Source organism: Arthrobacter sp. WCS2018Hpa-7 (assembly GCF_031843805.1).
Taxonomy (GTDB): domain Bacteria; phylum Actinomycetota; class Actinomycetes; order Actinomycetales; family Micrococcaceae; genus Arthrobacter.
Genome location: NZ_JAVTJB010000022.1, coordinates 12,366 through 31,572, shown reverse-complemented (window position 1 = coordinate 31,572; position 19,207 = coordinate 12,366). Strand labels below are relative to the sequence as shown.

17 protein-coding genes are annotated in these 19,207 nt (G+C 60.6%); 8 read left to right on the top strand and 9 right to left on the bottom strand.

The genetic code is table 11. The annotated features are described in order from the left end of the window. Nucleotides 1–34: 34 nt before the first annotated feature. Genes RQH14_RS19130 through RQH14_RS19110 form a run of 5 tightly spaced genes read right to left on the bottom strand, consistent with a single transcriptional unit; the run spans nt 35 to nt 4,271 of the window. A complete protein-coding gene (locus RQH14_RS19130; RefSeq protein ID WP_311214714.1) occupies nt 35–454 on the bottom strand; it encodes an ester cyclase in 420 nt (139 codons plus the stop codon). After that, complete coding sequence (locus RQH14_RS19125; RefSeq protein WP_311214713.1) at nt 451–1,002, bottom strand: flavin reductase family protein; 552 nt, start codon at nt 1,000–1,002, stop codon at nt 451–453. Before RQH14_RS19125 ends, RQH14_RS19130 begins: the two co-directional genes overlap by 4 nt. Before the next feature lies 1 nt (nt 1,003). Then, nucleotides 1,004–1,543: a flavin reductase family protein gene (locus RQH14_RS19120; RefSeq protein WP_311214712.1), complete on the bottom strand. Its 540-nt coding sequence runs from the start codon at nt 1,541–1,543 to the stop codon at nt 1,004–1,006. Beyond that, on the bottom strand, nt 1,540–2,841 hold the full coding sequence (locus tag RQH14_RS19115; protein WP_311214711.1) for an NAD(P)/FAD-dependent oxidoreductase: 1,302 nt from the start codon (nt 2,839–2,841) through the stop codon (nt 1,540–1,542). Before RQH14_RS19115 ends, RQH14_RS19120 begins: the two co-directional genes overlap by 4 nt. Before the next feature lie 38 nt (nt 2,842–2,879). Continuing rightward, nucleotides 2,880–4,271, bottom strand: a complete 1,392-nt coding sequence (locus RQH14_RS19110; RefSeq protein ID WP_311214710.1) for an LLM class flavin-dependent oxidoreductase — start codon at nt 4,269–4,271, stop codon at nt 2,880–2,882. Nucleotides 4,272–4,689: 418 nt separating this feature from the next. Between RQH14_RS19110 and RQH14_RS19105 the strand changes: the two genes are divergently transcribed. The 8 genes from RQH14_RS19105 (at nt 4,690) to RQH14_RS19070 (ending at nt 14,783) form a co-directional block, all read left to right on the top strand. Continuing rightward, nucleotides 4,690–6,204: an MFS transporter gene (locus RQH14_RS19105; protein WP_311214709.1), complete on the top strand. Its 1,515-nt coding sequence runs from the start codon at nt 4,690–4,692 to the stop codon at nt 6,202–6,204. 165 nt (nt 6,205–6,369) lie between these two features. Continuing rightward, entirely contained in the window at nt 6,370–7,188 is an 819-nt protein-coding gene (locus tag RQH14_RS19100; RefSeq protein ID WP_311214708.1) for an IclR family transcriptional regulator, read from the top strand. A 315-nt stretch (nt 7,189–7,503) separates the two neighbouring features. After that, nucleotides 7,504–7,767 carry a hypothetical protein gene (locus RQH14_RS19095; protein WP_311214707.1) on the top strand — a complete coding sequence of 88 codons (264 nt, stop codon included), beginning with the start codon at nt 7,504–7,506 and terminating at the stop codon, nt 7,765–7,767. Nucleotides 7,768–9,070: 1,303 nt separating this feature from the next. Further along, nucleotides 9,071–11,050, top strand: a complete 1,980-nt coding sequence (locus RQH14_RS19090; protein WP_311214706.1) for a BCCT family transporter — start codon at nt 9,071–9,073, stop codon at nt 11,048–11,050. Between the two features lie 664 nt (nt 11,051–11,714). Then, nucleotides 11,715–12,812 (top strand): alcohol dehydrogenase family protein, encoded by a 1,098-nt coding sequence (locus RQH14_RS19085; RefSeq protein WP_311214705.1) that lies wholly within the window; start codon nt 11,715–11,717, stop codon nt 12,810–12,812. A 40-nt stretch (nt 12,813–12,852) separates the two neighbouring features. After that, nucleotides 12,853–13,962, top strand: a complete 1,110-nt coding sequence (locus tag RQH14_RS19080) for a mandelate racemase/muconate lactonizing enzyme family protein (protein WP_311214704.1) — start codon at nt 12,853–12,855, stop codon at nt 13,960–13,962. Nucleotides 13,963–14,141: 179 nt separating this feature from the next. Then, nucleotides 14,142–14,303, top strand: a complete 162-nt coding sequence (locus RQH14_RS19075; RefSeq protein WP_311214703.1) for a hypothetical protein — start codon at nt 14,142–14,144, stop codon at nt 14,301–14,303. Between the two features lie 21 nt (nt 14,304–14,324). After that, nucleotides 14,325–14,783, top strand: coding sequence for an NUDIX domain-containing protein (locus tag RQH14_RS19070; protein WP_311214702.1), 459 nt, complete (start codon nt 14,325–14,327; stop codon nt 14,781–14,783). Between the two features lie 98 nt (nt 14,784–14,881). Here RQH14_RS19070 and RQH14_RS19065 read toward each other — a convergent pair whose 3' ends face one another. The 4 genes from RQH14_RS19065 to RQH14_RS19050 all read right to left on the bottom strand — a co-directional run bounded on the left by RQH14_RS19065 (nt 14,882) and on the right by RQH14_RS19050 (nt 19,186). Further along, nucleotides 14,882–16,393: an MFS transporter gene (locus RQH14_RS19065; RefSeq protein WP_311214701.1), complete on the bottom strand. Its 1,512-nt coding sequence runs from the start codon at nt 16,391–16,393 to the stop codon at nt 14,882–14,884. A 47-nt stretch (nt 16,394–16,440) separates the two neighbouring features. After that, nucleotides 16,441–16,878, bottom strand: coding sequence for a riboflavin kinase (locus RQH14_RS19060; protein ID WP_311214700.1), 438 nt, complete (start codon nt 16,876–16,878; stop codon nt 16,441–16,443). Between the two features lie 26 nt (nt 16,879–16,904). Continuing rightward, nucleotides 16,905–18,374, bottom strand: coding sequence for an aldehyde dehydrogenase (NADP(+)) (locus RQH14_RS19055; protein WP_311214699.1), 1,470 nt, complete (start codon nt 18,372–18,374; stop codon nt 16,905–16,907). Nucleotides 18,375–18,439: 65 nt separating this feature from the next. After that, nucleotides 18,440–19,186 (bottom strand): IclR family transcriptional regulator, encoded by a 747-nt coding sequence (locus RQH14_RS19050; RefSeq protein ID WP_311214698.1) that lies wholly within the window; start codon nt 19,184–19,186, stop codon nt 18,440–18,442. Between the last annotated feature and the right edge of the window lie 21 nt (nt 19,187–19,207).

Below are 19,207 nucleotides of genomic sequence, written 5' to 3'. Positions count from 1 at the left end.
TGAGGTCAGGAGTACTGTTTGTGCCGTTACTTGGCTAGGCGTTGCCGGGGCCCAGATGCCAGATGCCGAGCGCTGAGAGTAGTTCGCGGGGGTCCCATACGACCCATTCTTCGGTGATTTTTCCATTCTCGAATTGGAGGAAGGATGCTCCGGTGACGGTGATGGACCGGCCTGTTGCCGGGACGTCCATGAAGGTTCCTTCGTGCGTGCCTTGGCTTTGCCAGTGGATCGCGGCGGTTTCGCCGTTTTCGATGATGTGGAGGATATCGGTGCTGAAATCCGGGAATGCTTCGTGGGTGGCTTCGATGGTTCTACGGAGTTTGTCGTAGTCCTCGTCGCCTGATTTGGAGCGTCGCACGTAAGTGGGGGCGAGAATTCCTTCGAAGGCGGTCATCTCGCCTTGGCCCCAGGCCTGGTTCCAGGCTTTGAGGATGGTGTCGCGTTTGGTGCTCATGATGCGCTCCTTGCTTCTGCCGGAACCGGCATCTCGATGGGCTGGTACTGACCGAATTTTCCGCCTCGGAAGATCAGGGCGTTGCCGCTGCCCTCTTCCATGCTGGTAACGGAACCTACCACCATGTAGTGGTCCCCCACGACGACTTCAGCGGTGACGATGCAGTCGATGTAGGCAGTGGCACCGTCAAGGTGCGGCGTTCCGAGCGGGCCGGGGCTGCAGGGCAGGTTCTCGAATTTCTCCGGACCCTTGCGGGAGAGGGACTTGCAGGTGGTGATCTGGTCATCGGCGAGGATGTTTGCGGTGAACTTCTGTAGTTTGCGCAGTTTGGGCCAGCTGGAGGATGACTTGTCCACGCAGAACATCACCAGCGGCGGTTCCAAGGACAGCGATTGGAACGTCCCGACGACGAGTCCGAGCTTTTCGTTGTCGTCATTGATTCCGGTGATGGCGACGACTCCGGTGGGGAGTTTCCCGAGGACCTGCCGGTAGAGGGCCGGGGTGATGTCCGCGGGTGGGGTGGCTGCGGAGGACGGGGTGATATCCATGTCAATCTTCCTTGATCGAGGGGGACGGTACTGGTGTGGGTTCGGTGAAACCGCCGAAGCGGCCGCCGTGGAAAATGAGGGGCTTGCCCTCACCGGGGGTCATCTCCAGGACACTGGCGACGACGATCAGGTGGTCACCTGCGATGATTTGCTGCTCGACACGGCAATCGAACCAGGCCAGGGAGTCGTTGATATGCGGTGTGCCCCAGAGAGATTCGGTCCAGTCCACGGCGTTGAGCTTGTCTTCTCCTTTGGAGGAGAGTGCCCGGCAGACGTGCTGCTGGTCCTCGGCCAGGAGGCTGACGCTGAAACGGTCCGAAACCGCGATCTTGGGCCAGCTCGTGGACGTGTGGGTGACGCTGAAGGTCACCAGCGCCGGTTCCATCGACAGGGATGCGAAGGTCCCGACGATCATGCCGTGCTGGGTGCCGGCTTGGGGGTCGGTGGAGCAGATGGCCGCGACGCCGGTAGGCAGGTGCCGCATTACGGACCGGTAGTGTACCGGAGCGATGGTGATGGTTTCGAGTGCGGGCGCGCTCATGGCTGTGCCTTCAGTTCTGCCCCGACGTTGCGAGCCGCGCGCAGTCCGCTTTCGATGGCACCGTCGAAGAAACCGGCCCAGATGTTGGCGATGTCACTGCTGGCGAAGTGCAGGGCACCTTCGCTGGCTTGCTGTGCTGCGTGGTATTTAGTGAGCTGGCCGGGACGCTGAATTTGCCAGGTCTCTTCCGCGTACGGGTCTTCACCCCACTTGTGACCGGTCACCTCGAGGACTTCCAGGTCATCGCGCCATACCTTGATGGCCTCGCGAATCTGCTCGATGTCGGTGACGTCGATGCGGTTTGCGTCGGCACCGAACCCGACCAGGACGGCGTCGGTGTCGCTGACGAACTCGGTGCGGATTACCGAGAGGGGCTTGTCCTGTGCTGAGTAGGCGAAGAACGGCTTGATGGGTCCCTTGACCCGGATCCAGGCTTTGACGCCTTGGGAGGCGGTCTTTTCGCGGCTGGCAGCGAGTTTGCCTTCGGAGAGGGCTGGCTGAACGTCGAGCTTGTGCAAGATGTTCTGTGAGAGGGTGATGACCACCTTCTCGGCCTTGATGCTCTGGCCCTCGGCGTAAGTGATGGTAGCGCCGTCGCTGGTGTGGCGGACGGAGGTCACTGGGGAGTTGAGACGGATATCGGCTGTGGAGTCCGCGGCGATGGCCTTGGTCAGTCCGTCGTTGCCGTTCTTGAGCCGGTAGATCGCTGAGGCTTCGTGCATCAGGTGCCAGTGGCCGGAGGAGCCGGCTGTCCAGCGCAGCGCGTTGACGTAGGCGCATTGGTCCAGGGGGGCGTTGAAGTGGCCCACCCAGGCTGCCTCGTTCGCGTTCCGCTCGTCTTCGGAGAGGTCCAGTTTGTCCAGCATTTCCTGGAGGTTGTACTGGTCCACCTCGGCGAGGTTTTCCACGGTCAGCGGGGCGTCGGGACGGGGGAGCCACTTCACGGTGTCTTCGAGCAGGCGCGTCATGCCCGGGTCGATCAAGGTCATGAAGTCGTCCAGGTTGCCGCGGCGCACTTCGTTGCCGGCCAGCCAGTAGGTTTCTTCAGAGCGGGGTCCGCGTGAGACTTCCAGCCCGTAGCGGGTGACCTCGGCCCACACGTGGGGCTGGGTCCAGTGCAGCCAGTTGCCGCCGAGTTCGAGGGTTTGGCCGAGGCGGCGTTCGGTGTACAAGCGGCCGCCGATCCGGTCTTGGGCTTCGAGGACGACCACGTTGTGGCCGCGGTTGCTCAATTCGCGGGCGGTGATGAGGCCGGCCAGGCCGGCGCCGATGACGACTACGTCGGTTTGTTCAGTCATGGGATTTCTCCGTTAGTTCTTTGCAGGTCGGTTCTGGATCAGTGGGCGGCCGGGGCCATGCGGTATTCGGTGGCAGGGTGGGCGGTCAGGGTGCGCTTGTGTCCGGGGTAGAGCTTTTCGCGCAAGGTCACCGGTTCTTGGTTCTGGACCCGGGCGGGGGAGACGATTTCCTGGCTGCGCAGTTCGGGGAGGGCGAGTTCGATGAACTCTTCCCATCCGCCGGGCTTGGAGGCGTAGCTGAGATTGATGCCGTCGATGTCGCCCTCGTCCCGCCAGCGGGCCAGTTCCGTGGCGACTGCTTCCGGGGATCCGACGATGGTGGCGCCCGTGCCGCCGATGGCCAGGAAGTCGGCCACTTCACGCGGTGTCCATTCCCGGTCGGGGTCGGCCTTGGAGAACATGTCCACCAGGGACTGGATGCCCTTGGTTTCGATGGACTTCAGCGGGGTGTCCAGGTCGTAGATGGAAAGGTCCAGGCCGGTCCAGCCCGCAAAGCGGCTCAGCGCGCCGTCGATGGTGGTGCGGCTCAGGTGCTGCCGGTACTTTTCCTGGGCTTCTTCGTCGGTAGTTGCCACGATGACGGTGACCAGAGCCACGACTTTGATGCTCTGCGGATCGCGGCCGGCGTCGAGTGCTGCTTGCCGGATCTTCTCTACGCTGCGCTTGGCCTGCGCAGCCGAGGTGGCGTTGATAAAGACTGATTCGGCGTGCTTGCCGGCGAAAGACATGCCTTTGGAAGACGCTCCGGCCTGGAAGAGGACCGGGGTGCGCTGCGGGGACGGCTCGCACAGGTGGAAGCCGGGGACGGTGAAGTACTTGCCGTCGTGGTTGATGGGGTGGACCTTTTCCGGGTCGACGTAGGTGGCGCCGTCGACGTCCCGCGTGACGGCGTCCTCTTCGAAGGAGGACTCCCAGAGCTTATAGACCACGTCCATGTATTCATCTGCGAGGTCGTAGCGTTCGTCGTGGCCGAGCTGCTCGACCTTGCCCAAGTTCCTGGCGGCCGACTCGGAGTAGGAGGTCACAATATTCCAGCCGACTCGTCCGTTGGTGAGGTGGTCCAGCGTGCTGAAACGGCGAGCCATCAGGTACGGAGCCTCATAAGTCAAAGAGCAGGTCACACCGAAGGTGAGGTGCTTGGTCACCGCGGCCATGCCGCTGATGAGCAACATTGGATCGTTGATTGGGAACTGCGCTGCATCACGGAGAGCGGCATCGCCGGAGCCCCGGTAGACGTCGTGGTAGCCGACCGTGTCGGCGAAGAAGATGCCGTCAAAGCTGGCGTCTTCGAGCATCCGAGCCACGCCGGTCCAGTACTGCAGATCGGTGTAGCGGGAGCCCTGGTCGCCTTCGTTGCGCCACGACCCTGCGGTCAGATGGGCAGGGGCGGTGACGTCAAAGGCAAACAGACGGAGGGGTTCTTTTTTCATGGCAACAGTTCTTCCTTGGACTCGTGCCGACAGGGCGACAACATCATCATTGACGTTCACAAAATGAACACTGCGTTCAAGTTAGAACGTTGCCTGCGCCACTGTCAAGACCCTCCGGGTGGGTGAAATGTGACGGCGGGCATCTTGACAGAGAATGTGTCCCATGCCATATTTTTGATCACGACGTTCAAGCTATGAACGGGCGCTCCCTGGGTCTAGAGGCTCTTGTCTTCCCCGCCGGTCTTCACTGACCGGGCCTGCGAGGTGAACCCGATCAGCTGATTTAACGCACGAGAACGAGGAAGTCCCTCGTGATAATCCCTGACACGGCGGCCTGCGGGCCCATCCTGTTGGGCGTGAAGCCTGCGGAGCATGTCGTCTGCTGTGCGCTTCTCATTGCAAGGAAAGAAGGACAAAGATGTTCGAAGAATCCGGCACACCACGCTCCGTGCCACCCAAAGCAACCCGCCGCCTGCGCGCTGATGACTGCATCATCGTCGACAAGCGCGAACTTCGCAGAGCACAGATCGGTGCAGGCGTGGGTAACTTCATTGAGTGGTACGACATAGGTATCTATGGATACCTCGCCGTCACCATGACTTCAGTGTTCACCGAGGGCATGGACGAAAAGATGGGCCTTCTGGTCACGCTTCTGGGCTTCGCTGTCTCCTTCATTGTCCGCCCCTTGGGCGGGATGATTCTGGGACCGCTCGGGGACAAGATCGGCCGCCGCAAGGTCCTCTTCTTCACCATGGCGCTCATGGCGGCTGCAACCACAGCCATCGGCCTGCTGCCTACCGCGGGCCAGGTGGGTTTGTGGGTCATCATTCCCCTATACATGCTGAAAATGCTGCAGGGCTTCTCTACGGGCGGCGAGTACTCGGGCGCCGCGACCTATATCGCAGAGTTCTCCCCTGACCGCAACCGAGGATTCATGACAGCTCTGTTGAACTCCGGCTCGATGCTGGGCTTTGCCGCGGGAGCCGGAACGGTGGCGGTCACGACCGCTGCGGCCACTTCGGCTTGGGGCCCGACTGCAATGCACGACGGCGCTTGGCGCATCCCGTTCCTGATCGCCCTGCCCTTGGGTATCGTGGCCGTTGCCCTTCGCAGCAGGGTCCCAGAATCACCCAGCTTCGAAATCGCACACGAGAAGACCGTCCACCAGGATGTCAACCCGATCTTCGTCCGCCACAACCTGCCGAACATCCTGAAGTTCTACTGGCCCCAGATCCTCATCGGCTGTGCGCTGATTGCTGCGGACGGCACCTCCTCTTACATGCTCACCAGCTACATGCCCACCTACCTGGAGACCCAGGTTGGTTCCCCCGCGGTGCATACTGCGGTGGCCGCCGTCGTTGTTCTCCTGCTTCAGGCTGTCCTGATACCCGTGGTCGCACGATGGTCGGACCGCATCGGCCGCCGGCCGATCTACAGGATGGCCACCATCGGCAACCTCGTCCTGTTGGTCCCTGCTTTCGCGTTGATGCATGTCGGTGCCATGTGGTCCCTGTATCTGGCAATGTTCCTGGTCATGGTCCCCAGTGCTTTCTTCCTGGCCATGACGGGGGCCGTGATGTCAGAGCTCTTCCCCACGGCATCCCGGTACGGGGGAGTGGGCGTGACCCACAACCTCGCCATTTCAATCTTCGGCGGCACTACGCCGCTGGTGAGCCAGATCCTCGTTCAGGTCACAGGTAACTCCTACGCACCGGCGTTCTACGTCATGTTCTTCTCCGCAGTTGCGCTCGTAGCGCTGTCGAAATTGAGGGAATCGGCGTCGCGGCCGCTCCTTGGGTCCGTTCCCGTGGTGACCAGCCGCGAGGAAGCTGCAGCCTTGGTCTCCGGACAGGACAACAACGAACGTTTGGACACGGCAACCATGCTGCTCACACCCACTGCGGCAGGATCCGGTAGTTCGGCCATGCGATGATCCATGTCCGGTGCCGGACCTTGCGAATGGTTCGGCGCTCCGGCCGCCGCCCTCCCGGGTCGCGACTCCCACCAGAATGAACGCCAAGTTCACAAAGTGGACCGCCTAGTATGGTCTTAGGAGCCATGAACGAGGGGCTTCAACCGATGCAGGCGGGAAGTGGACATGACGGTAGAACAGAACGACCTTCCGGACGCAGTCGCCGGGGAGGCAGTTTCCACCCAGGAGCCGCTTGACCTGACGAACAAATCCGTTGTGAAGGCAACAGTTTTGCTCACTGAGCTTGGTCGGCACCGAAATGGCATCACCGTCACCGAACTTGCCCAAGCCGTCAAGATGACCAGGCCCACCGCCTTCCGGCTGTTGCTGAGCCTCGAACAAACAGGTTTCGTTGACCGGACGGACAACAACTACCGGCTCGGCTGGCAGATGGCCCGTCTCGGCCGGCTGGCCGACCCCTATACGGGGGCGGTGGCGCGCATCCAGCCGGTACTGGATGAATACGCGATCAAGCTCAATGAAACCCTCGGTTTTGCGATGGTTCGAAACGAAGCAGAGTTCGACTTGATCGCCGAAGCTTCTGGCACCCACATGCTCAACGTTTCCCACGATTACATCGGCGGCTCCTGGCCCGTGCACGCAAGCGCAACAGGGAAGTTGGTCCTGGCAGAACTCGATGACGATGAAAAAGTCAGTGAGATCCTGCCGGACAAGCTGACTGCCTACACGCCCCAAACCATCACGCAGCGCAAGAATCTGCTCAAGGAACTCAAGACAGTCCGCCAACAGGGCTACGCCGTCATTGACGACGAACTCGAAGAAGGCCTGTTCGTCCTTGCAGTCCCGGTCCGCGACACATCCGGGGCCCTGGTTGGTGTCCTCTCCGTAAACGGGCCAACCCAGCGGATGAAGTCCGCCTACCTTGAGCGCACGATCAAAACGGCCCAACAAGCCGCGGACGAACTCGCCAAAGCACTCATCTAACAACGCGGCCCAACGCAGCTGGTGGCGTTTCCAGTCGACGGGAGCCCCTGAATTGGCTGCTGCGGAACCCACCGGGCACGACAGCTGAATTGCCGGGCGTTCCGACGCGCCCTTAGGGGCAATGGAGCATCCCTACCGATTTGTTGGGCCCGAAAATCATGATATGGACGCTGCGTTCAAAAATCTGTCCAAATTGGCTGAAACGGCTTGCTCTCCAAAGTGAGCCATGCCATGCTTAAGATACGTTCACATGATGAACGTGGTGTTCAGTTTTTTCGACCTATGTATGCCGATTGCTTCAGAGAGGAAGCCATCATGACCATCGTCCAGCGCACCTTTTCCGCGGCCTTCCGCCCTGTCTCAATCCCGCACCGGGGCACCCACTCCAAGCCCCAGACCGACGCGGTAGAGATCCATGAATCTCCCCGTCCATCGGCAAGCGCCTCGATGACCAGCGCTCCGTGGGAAGGGCTGTACTTCGAAGCTGAAGAAGCTTCCTGCGAACCGGCAGCAAATGGCACCAGGGCCCCTGTGTCCGAGCTGGAGAGGTTTCTCGCCAGCATCATGTACGGCGAATGAACCATTGCCTGCAGTCAACAACGAATTGAGACTCTTGGCTGTGTCCAACCCGCAACTGCCCCTCTGGGCCATGCAGCGCATTAACGCGGTCCTGGCGGATGAAGCCCGGGCGGGCCGCCGCCCCAGCAATCAAGTCCTCGCGCGCCGGACCGGACTCAGTAAGCGCCTGATCCGACGCTGCCTCATTCACTCAGCACGCAATTCCAGCGGGCCGGTGACGGCGGGCGCGACGCCCCCAAGCAGCTGACAGATCCTCGTTGCGTAAGGACGCCATGGACCGGCTTTGGGAAACCGTGGGTTGGGCCGGAGCGGGGGCAATCAACGGCGTCTACCGGGGCGTCTCCATGGGATGGCTAAAAGCGGGACACCGGTTCCAGGTCCCAACCTCCTGCGAGCCGGCGCCTTCGTCAACGGCAGCTTCCACCAAGCTTGGCCGTTCGTGGTACCAATACCGCGTGGTTCTTGATCTCCGCCGTCTCGCTCCTCCACCTCGGCCTGGTGCGTCAGCCCATGGCTGCGGCGGTTGAAGACGCACCCCACTGTCCCGTCCCAACTTCGGCAACCGGGCAACTCGCTGTCGTGGAAGTCGAGTCAAGGGCGACGCGTCAACGCGTTGACGAAACCTCGGACACTTCTCGTCCCTGACCAGACCAGGACCATATTCCAGCGCCCTGCTACCGCTGAGCGGACGCGCAACTTCCGGGCAGCCCGGCAATAGCCGCAACGCGCTTAGAGGCGTTCCGAAGGGCCGGAATGTCGTGCATCACGAATGCGGACCATGGCCAGCTATGTTCATCCAGTGAATGTAACGTTCGGAAACTTTGGCACCCCTCTTGCGGTTCGGCGTGAGCTGCGCCACAATTATGGCGAGTTCAAAAAATGAACGCCACGTTCATTGTTTGGTGATAGTCGAAGACGACTATCACCAGCACTCCGGACCATCCAGTTCCCTCGTCAGCGTTGAGGAGCCCCATCGTGCGCACTGCCTACAGAGCTTTGAGCAATCTTTTTGTCCAGTCCTTCCGTGTCGACGACTGCCAGAGCCACTCTGCGGTCTCCGCTGCGTCCAAAGGCCAAGGCCCGGGAACCGTGCACTCTGCCCCTTGGGCCGGACTCTCCGACGGAGAACACACGGCCTTCTGATAGCCCAGTCATTCGTGGAAACAACCCCGTTCGGGCCGCAAACCGGCTCAGGTGCTCTGGCAACCACCGGCTTAAAGGTTCGCCTAACAGCTGCCAACGCTTCCTGGATGGACCAGCAATAAATCTCCACTCTCCCCCCTCAATCGTGAAAGAGGCTCCTATGAGCACAAAACCTGAAGCATCGGATGTTCCGTCTGATGAGGTGGTAACGGCGCCACCTGTTGATGACACCGCGCACTTGCACCGGACTGAGTCCGAGGAAACGAAGATCCTCGAGGATCTTAAGGACGGTGTTGCCGAACGCCGTGGATCGGCCCGGGCTCATGTCCGGGGTTTGGATAAGACCATTTTCATCGTCACTGGTGCCTTGGTGATCGCGTTCCTGATTTGGGGATTCGCGGACACGGCAGGGCTCGCGTCGGCCTCGACGGCTGCGTTGAACTGGGTCCTAGGCAGCTGGGGCTGGGTTTTTGTCCTGCTTTCCTCAGTGTTCGTCGTCTATGTTCTCTGGCTGGCCATCGGCCGTTTCGGGAACATCCCCCTGGGCAAAGACGGGGAAGGGCCCGAGTTTAAAACCGGGTCATGGATCTCGATGATGTTCGCCTGCGGCATGGGCATTGGCCTGATGTTCTACGGTGTGGCCGAGCCGCTTTACCACTATATTTCCCCGCCGCCGAGCACCGTGGACGGGCAAACAGTCGAAGCCGTCGAAACGGCCATGGCCACCTCCGTGTTCCACTGGACCCTGCACCCCTGGGCGATGTACGCGGTCGTGGGCATCGCCATCGCCTACAGCACCTTCCGCCTGGGCCGGAAAAACCTCCTCTCCGAAGCCTTCACATCCCTCTTCGGCCGCAAAGCAGTGGACGGCATCGGCGGGAAAATCATCAACATCTTGGCCATCTTCGCTACCCTCTTCGGTTCGGCAGCATCCTTGGGCCTGGGAGCGCTGCAGATCGGCAGTGGCCTGAAGTTCAACGGCGTCGTCGGTGAAGTCGCCACACCATTGCTGGTCATCATCATCGCGATCCTGACCTTCTGTTTCGTCGCCTCCGCGGTCTCGGGCCTGGAAAAGGGAATCCAATTCCTGTCGAACACAAACATGATCCTCGCCGTGGTTCTGGCAGTCATTGTCTTCGTTGTCGGACCGACCCTGTTCATCCTGAACCTGATCCCCTCCGCTCTGGGCTCCTACATCCAGCAATTGCCTGAGATGGCGGCCCGGACCGAAGCGACGGGAGATGAGACCATGCGTGCCTGGCTTTCGAGCTGGACGGTGTTCTACTGGGTCTGGTGGATGTCCTGGACCCCGTTCGTGGGCATGTTCATCGCCCGGATCAGCCGCGGCCGGACCATTCGCCAGTTCGTCACCGGCGTTCTGTTCATCCCCTCGGTCGTTTCCCTGCTCTGGTTCGCCATCTTCGGTGGCACCGCCATTCACCAGCAACGCGCCGCCGATGCCACACCCAGCACCACCGACGGCATCGCGACCATGGTCGATGGCGCACCCTCGATCTCCTTCGACGGCGCCCTCTTCGCGATGCTCAACGGACTCGGGACACCCCAATGGCTTACTATCGGCCTGGCGGTCCTAGCCATGGTGTTGACTGCCATTTTCTTCGTAACCGGCGCTGACTCGGCCTCGATCGTTATGGGCTCCCTCAGTTCCCGCGGGACCCTGAAGCCATCCAAATCCGTTGTGGTGTTCTGGGGCGTCCTGATGGGAACCGTCGCGATCGTCATGCTCCTGGCGGGCGGGGACACGCCCGCCGAAGCCCTCAGCGGACTCCAACGCATGACAATCGTCGCTGCCGCACCGTTCGTGATCGTGCTCCTGGTCCTGTGCTTTGCTCTGACCCGTGATCTTCGCAGGGACCCCATCTGGCTGCGGAAAAAACTCTCCGATTCCGTTATGAGACGGACCGTCCGCGCAGCAGTTGACCGGCATGGGCACCAGAAATTCATCCTCGCCACCGAGGAAAGCACCGCACCACCCACAGGCCAAATCAAAGCCGTCGACGCCACCGCAGCAGGCGAACCCATCTACACACCCAACGGCAAGCCTTCCCGACCGGAAGTTCACCACCGCGAGGAGGACGACAGTAGTGACGTAAGCTCTCCGGCAACCAGCAAACCTTGAGCATGTGAGCGACCAAAGCAGGCTCCCAGGTCTGAACGGGTGTCCGAAAGCCGGACGAGCTAAATAGATTTTTGGCCGCGAGGGCCTGGGCACGGTATCCCACCGGGCTCAGGCCCTTTAGCTTTGTTGAGATTCCTTTGGTATGTACCAGTGGATGTATCCGGGGAGCGCTGCTGCCCGGGCGTCGGTGTTGTGGAAGCGGGTTTTGGGCCTTGTTAGCGGGAGTGGTGGTAGAAGACTGTGGACCGGGCTAATCCGCTACCTCCTAGAGAAATTCGCCCTGTGATGCCGTCTTTTCGCGGCCTGCGGCGAGCTTGCCTTCGGAGAGTGGGGCGGTGTTCTAACGGCAGGGTAGTCAACGACAACCGACTTCATTCCCCCCCTCGTGCCGATCCTGGACGATTATCAGATGATGGAGTTGGAGAGCGCCTGTTCAAGTTGGACATGAACGGACCCTAGTCCTGAGTGAACGCTCCAAGCTACATCCATGTCCAATCTGTGTTCACTAGATGATGATAAAGATCATGGCGTGGACATCTCATGTGATAATAATTACACGTGTTCCCGGGACTTGTAGGCGCAGGGGACGCCAATCGACATGTTTTCCATGTGCGGCCTGAGTAGGCCGTCACGTTCCTTTGAAACAACTGCGAAAGGATTCGCTATGGCCCTGCCAGCGACAATGGCCGCCGTAATCTTGACTGGTCACGGAGGCCCGGAAAAGCTTGAATATCGCACTGACGTTCCGGTGCCTCGCCCAGGCGCCGATGAAGTTTTGATCCAGGTCGAGGCTGCCAGCGTCAACAACACGGACATTAACACGCGTATCGGCTGGTACTCGAAGTCGGTCAGCGGTGACACAAACTCGACTGCCGCCGACGGCGCCGGCCTCGCCGATGACGACGATGCATCCTGGTCTGGGGTGCCGCTGAAGTTTCCTCGCATCCAAGGCGGCGACGTGTACGGGAGGATTGTTGGCGTTGGCGAAAACGTCGACGACGGTCGGCTCGGGCATCGAGTGATCGTGCGGAACTTGATGCGACACTATGTCCATCGTCGACCTTACGAATGCTGGACCTACGGCAGTGACTGCGACGGTGGATTCGCTCAGTTCGCCGTGGCTCCGTCTAGCGAAAGCTACACGATCGACTCCGACCTGTCTCCGCATGAGCTTGGTGCAGTCTCGATTGCTTACTCCACGGCCGAAGGCATGCTGCACCGTGCCAGGGTGGGGGCGGAGAGGGTCATTATCACCGGCGCTTCCGGTGGTGTTGGACTTGCAGCCGTTCAACTGGCCAAGCTCCGAGGTGCTGAAGTCATCGCTATCAGTTCACCAAGTAAGGCCGATGTGGTCAGCGCGTCCGGTGCGGACCGCGTTATTGACCGCGGTGAGAACCTCCTCAAGGCGCTGGGTCCGGGATCGGCAGACGTCGTGATCGATGTGGTCGGCGGCGGGCAGGTTTCCGAGTTGCTGAGTTTGCTCCGACGCGGTGGCCGCTACGCCATAGCAGGTGCCATCGGTGGTCCACTCGCGGAGATTGATCTGCGCACCGTTTACCTCAACGACCTCACTCTCCATGGCTGTACGTTCCAGGAGGACGAAGTATTCGAGAACCTCGTTCGTTACATCAATGACGGTCAGATTCGCCCCCTTGTGTCCAAGGTCTACCCATTGAGTGAGATTCAAAGCGCACAGGAGGACTTCGTCTCCAAAAAATATCCCGGCAAGCTCGTGCTCGTCCCACCGCCCGTCGAGTCTTAAACCTCATGGCAAAGCCCAAGCAAATAAGGAGAGAAAACACGTGAAAATCGCAGAAATTGCCATCTATGCGCACGATCTTCCAGTGCGTAACGGCCCCTACCGGATGTCCCACGGCGAGGTATTTTCGTTGGACACTACTTTGGTTCGTATCAAGACCGATACCGGCTTGGTTGGATGGGGCGAAGCGTGCCCCGTTGGCCCTGTCTACGAACAGCACCACGCTGCAGGTGATCGTGCAGCACTGGCTGTCATGGCGCAGGGACTCTTGGGTCACGATCCGTCGAATATCGTGAGGCTCCACCGGCGAATGGGTGAACTGCTGAACGGTCACAACTACGCTAAAGCGGCCTTGGACATCGCAGCGCACGATGTGACAGGCAAGCACTACGGAGTACGTGTTGCGGACCTGCTGGGCGGCGTGGAGACGGAAAGAATTCCGTCCTATTACGCGCTGGCTGTCGACGAGCCGGCTATCGTTGCGGAGCGCGCCGCCGAGAAAGTAGCCGAGGGGTATCCTCGTCTGCAGCTCAAAGTTGGAGGGCGACCCGTCCAGCTCGACATCGAGACCATTCGGAGGGTCTGGGAGAGGGTGGGTGGACAAGGGGTCAGCCTCGCTGTTGATGCGAATCGCGGCCTTACCGTTCGCGACGCGTTGCGACTGAGCCGGGAATGCCAGGGCGTCCCGTTCATCATTGAGCAGCCGTGCAATACCTTGGAGGAAATGCTTGCGGTGCGAGCACGGGTGAACCACGCGATCTACTTCGACGAGATAACCACTGACCTGGTAAAGACGGTTGGTCCGGTTGCAAAGCGCGAGTGCGACGGCCTCGGCTTGAAAGTAACGCGACTGGGCGGCCTCCATCCCACGTCAGTGGTTCGTGATGTGTGCGAGGCATATTCGACACCACACACCACTGATGATTCTTGGGGCGGCGACATCATCGCCGCGGCGTGCGCGCATCTCGGAGCCACTGTCCGTCCATCACTTAACGAGGGTGTTTGGATCGCGCAACCTTACATAGAGGGTCACTACGACCCCCGTGGGGGCGTACGCGTTGAAGGCGGACACATCGTTCTACCCCAGGGGCCCGGACTTGGGATAGAGCCAGACGATGCTCTCTTTGGAGACCCGGTTGCAGAGTTCGCCTGACAGGTAGATTCCGAGGGCGAGGCCAGCGGGCTGTACTGGCCGTTGCACCCTTGATCGCGAAAGAGAAGCATGTCATAGTAATCACATTACGTTCATTGAATGAGCGTTCTGATCAACTAGTGAACACTTTCCCGCAATGTCGCGGATGGGTGTCGCCCGATTTAGGAGAAGAGGAAACCATGTTCAACACATCAGTTTTGGCCACAGTCACCCCGGCGAGCTACCGCCCTCAGCATGACGCGGACGAGCCGACGTATGTGTCCGATCGGGTTGCTTGCTCCCCTTGGGAGGGGCTGTACCTTGAGCAAGCATCCTCCGGCTCCGCTGCCAAACAGCTCTGAGTCAACGAGGGAAAATCACTGATGACCGTCGTCGTTGATGGCACCTCCGTCCAAGGGCCCATGCATCTCAGCGTTCAAAGTGTTGTGGCAGTGGTGGTGGAGTGGCGCGGAAAAATCGCCTTGCTCAAGAGGAGCCACTCTCTGAACCATGACCGGGGGCGCTGGCATTGCGTCACCGGCTACATTGAGCCAGGAACATCTCCGAGAGGGCAAGCCCTGCAGGAGCTGCTTGAGGAGACGGGCATTCGGGATTCGGAAATCGTCGAACTCAAGCCTGGCGTAATGCTGTTTCTCAACGATGAAGCGGGTTCTACCTGGGTTGTGCACACATTCACGGCTGTCACATCGAAGCGCAGATTGGTTCTTGATTGGGAGCATGACTCGTTCCGCTGGACCATACCGGAGAAGACCGCACGCTTCGCAAATCGCGTGGTGTGGCTCGATACGGTATTGGAAGCGACGGGGCATTTGAGCCGCTGAGCGCCACAGCTCAACAAAAAGTGATCCCGGCACGCCGTCCGTGCCGGGATCACTTTTTGTTGTCAGCTGTGAGTGTTGTGTCCGAACAGGAGCTGAGACTAGTGGGCTTCGTGCTTATGATGACCGACGGTGACAGGGGACAGCAGCATGGTGGACGTGTCAAGGTGCTTGTTGGTGTCCTGATCCTTCACCAAAGCGGTGGCCTCTTCAGGGGTACTCACTACCGGAACAGAGCCCAGCAGGGGCCTCGCTGCGGTCTCGCGCATTTTGGTGAGCGCGAACAGCGCCACGGCGGAGAAGAACATCACATAGAACGCCGGGGCGAAGGAGTTGCCCGTATACTCCACCAGGAGCTGGCTGACCAGTGGTGTGGTCCCGCCAAACAGTGAGATGGCGATGTTGTGCGTAAATCCGACTCCGCCGTATCGCGACGCTGTGGGGAACAACTCGGACATTGCGGCGCCGGTCAATGCCAGGAAGAAGGCGCTGGGCAGCGAAACCATGAACAGTGCCACATACAGCGACCAGACTTCGCCAACGTGCATGAGAGCGAACGCCGGGATCAGGAGGATCAGGTTTCCAATGGTGGCTATGGTGTACATGGGCCGGCGTCCCACCCGGTCGGACCATCGTGCAACCACCGGGACCAGGAGTGCCTGAAGGAGCAGGATCACCACCGTGGCCATGGCTGTGTTGGCGGCTGCTATGCCTATCTGGGTTTCAAGGTAGGTCGGCATGTAACTTGTCACGGTGTAGGAGGACGTCCCGTCCGCGGCGATAAGCGCGATGCCCACGAGAATCTGGGGCCAGTAGAGCCGCAGGATGTTCGGCAGGTTCTGCCTGACAAAGATGGAGTTGGCGTCCTTCGTCTCGGCCTTTTCATGGACGACCTCAAAGCTGGGAGATTCCGGAATCCTATTCCTGAGGGAGACTGCAATCAGGCCCAAGGGAAGGGCCAGGAGGAAGGGGATGCGCCATCCGCCCTCACGCATTGCTTCTTCACCCCACACGGAAGTGGTGATCATGGAAGTTGCTGCAACGACGGCGGCTCCTGCTGCAAACCCCAACTGCGCACCGGTGTTCAGCAGTGCGGTCCAAAAACCACGGTGACGGTCCGGGGAGAATTCCGCGACGTACGTTGCCGCTCCCGAATATTCGCCGCCTGTAGAGAAGCCTTGCAGCATCTTGAGCAGGTACAAAGGAACAATCACCCACAGGCCTACTTGCCCTGCAGTGGGCAAAACGCCAATCAAAGTGGTGGACGCGGCCATGAGGGCCATGGTGAAGAAGAGAACTTTCCGTCTCCCGATCCGATCACCGAGCGGGCCGAGGATCATACCGCCGAGTGGCCGGACAATGAACGAGACCGCGAATCCCAAAAGGGTCACCAGCAGGCCGGTGCGTTGGTCCATGCCTTCAGTGAACACACTGGTCATGGTGACGGCGAGGTATCCGTAGATCCCGATGTCGTACCACTCGATGAAATTGCCAACCCCTGCGCCAAGCTGGGCTTTACGGAGTTCCCGCTTATCAACGACGATGCAGTCTTCCGTGCGGAGTCGGCGGCTGGTTCTTGATGTTGGGAGTTGAGTCCCTTGATAATCGGACATCTTTGTCTTTCTATTGGGATGAAGTCGCTGGTCGTCGTCGAAGAGCGTCAGGGCTGGGCAACGATCGACATATGTGAACGACGCGTTGCGCCGTGCGCTCCCTGGGAGCAGCCAGGTGCTGCCATCGCCTGGGTCGAACGCACGTCGCCAGCGATCAATTGGACCAATTCAGTTTCAGTTTGGCACCGCATCTGGGGCCGAAGGAAGGAGACCAGCTCGATATTCAAGCGGCAGCCGTAGATATCACCGTCGAAGTCCAGAAGATGCGCTTCCACCAGCATCTCGGCGGAGTCGGCGTAGTACGTGGGCCGCCTGCCGATGGATACTGTGGCCCGGAAGCTGCCTATGCCATGAACTACGGCATAGGCAGTCCAGATCCCCTCCACATCGGGGCTAAAGTCTCCGGCGACGTTTGCCGTCGGGAAACCCAACAAGCGGCCTCGGGCATCGCCGTGTTCCACGGTTCCGGAAATGATGTGCGCCATGACCTCTCCTGAAGGAATCGCCGGCGCTAAACCGTGCGGACGCCGTCGATCAGCCGGGGGGCTGAGAGCGGGTTCTCTTCCTGCAGCTCCGCCGGCAGCAGATGTTGCGGGAAGTTCTGGAAGGCTACCGGCCGGAGAAAACGGGTGATCGCAGCCGTGCCTACGGACGTGGAACCAGGGACGGTGGTGGCCGGATATGGACCACCATGGTGCTGGGCGTAGGTGACGGAGACACCGGTAGGCCACTGGTTCCAGAGGACGCGCCCGGCTTTCTCCACCAGCACTGCCACCAGTTCCTGAACTTGGCAGTCGTCTTCTGCCTGCAGGGTGGCTGTCAGTTGACCCTCAAAAGTCCGCGCTGCCTGCACAAGCTGTGCCTCGTCGTCATACTCCACCACCAAAGCAGCAGGGCCGAAGCATTCCTCTTCGAGACCCTGGGGATTGGCGAGCAGCTGCCCAACGGTGGTGGACAGCAAAACAGGGGCAGGAGCATCTGTGCCGGCAGCTGTGGTGTTGAGCGTTTCCACGCCGTCGATGCCGCTGAGAGTACCCAGGACGTGACTGAAGCCCTGGTGGATCTTCGGACTCAGCATGGCGTGTACCGTCGGCAAGACAGCGTTCCGCAATTCGTCCACCATGCCGGAGTCACGCGGCACGAAGAGCATGCCGGGCTTGGTGCAGAACTGGCCCGATCCCATGGTGAAGGATTCGATGAAGCCAGCGGCGATGTCCTTGCCGCGTTCCCGGGCTGCGGATTGGGTGACGAAGACTGGATTATTGCTTCCCAACTCTCCAAAGAACGGGATGGGATCAGGGCGGGAGTTCGTCAGTTCCATGAGCGCTCGACCACCGGGAATCGAGCCGGTGAATCCTGCGGCCTTAATGCGCCGGTCTGTCAGGACTGTGGTCCCTGCTGCCCGCCCGAGTACCACTGTGAGGAGGTTCGGATCTGCGCCGGCAGCTGCAAGGGCATCACGGACTACGTTCTCGGTGAGCCGCGACAGGCGGGCGTGGCCCTCGTGCCCCTTGACTATGACAGCGTTGCCGGCCGCCAAGGCTGATGCGGTATCGCCACCGACCACTGAGAAGGCAAAGGGGAAGTTGCTGGCCGCAAACACCGCTACCGGCCCGATGGGCCGCAGGGAGCGTCGTAGATCCGGGCGCGGTGCGCCCATGGGCCATGCGGGATCAGCGTGATCAATGCGCGCGTCCAGGTATTCGCCGTCGCGGAGCACGGTGCCGAATAACCGGAGTTGGAACGCCGTCCGCTTGATCTCGCCCAGGAGACGCGGTTCGGTGAGGTCGGTTTCCTCGACGGCGGCTGGAACCAGGGTTGCTGCGGCGTCTTCCAGGGCGTCGGCTACACGGTCGAGGACGACGGCGCGTTCCCCAGTGCCGGTGGCCGACCACTTGGCGTGAGCGGAAGCGGCCGCGGCCAGTGCCTCTTCCACCAGCGCGGCGGAAGTGTCCTGCGTGTCGACATAGGTAGTAGTCATCTCAGTGGTTCCCTTCGGGTGGTTCGGTGCATGAACCCTTCCGAAAACAGCCACCAAAGGGTGGGCTACTCCGGGTGCGAAGGGTTCATGCGTTGCTGCACGCGATCTGCCACGGCAACCAAATGCGCGGGCAGTTCAGCCTGCTTATCTTTGTCATCCATGCGGTGGCGGGGACCTACAACGGACAGGGCGCCGACCAAGGTTCCCACCGAGTCCCGCACAGGGGCAGCGAAAGCGATGATGCCGTCTTCGAGTTCTTCGACCGTGCTGGCCCAGCCGCGTTCGTGGACTTTTTTCAGTTCTTTGGCCAGGGCATCGCGATCCGTGATGGTTCTGGACGTGAGTTGAGTCAGCTTGTCTCCCAGCGCCATCCGCAGCTGCTCCGGCGGGAGCTCGGCCAGCAGCACTTTGCCGGTTGCCGAGGCGTGATGCGGCCATTGCATCCCGTTCATGTCGGACATGGTCACGCTGAGGAGCCTTGATGACGCCTGCAGCACCAGGTCCAACTCGTAGAGCCCGCGCCTGAGGCTGAAGGTGACGGTCTCACCTGTTTCGTCGGCAAACTCTTCTAGGATGTCCTTGATGCGGGGCACCAGTCCTGAGGCCGGGTCCACAGTTTGAGCAAGGCGGCCCAGGTCCCACCCCAGGGAATACAGCGTGTCTTGGCGGTCCACCATGCCTTCATCCTCCAACGTCATCAGGAGGCGGAAGGTGGTTGCCCGGGCAAGATCAATCTTCTTGGCCACATCGGTAACAGTCATTGGGGCATCGGCCGCCGCCAAAGCCCGCAAAATCCGGATCGCCCGAGTCACTGAACGATTTGATGCGTATCC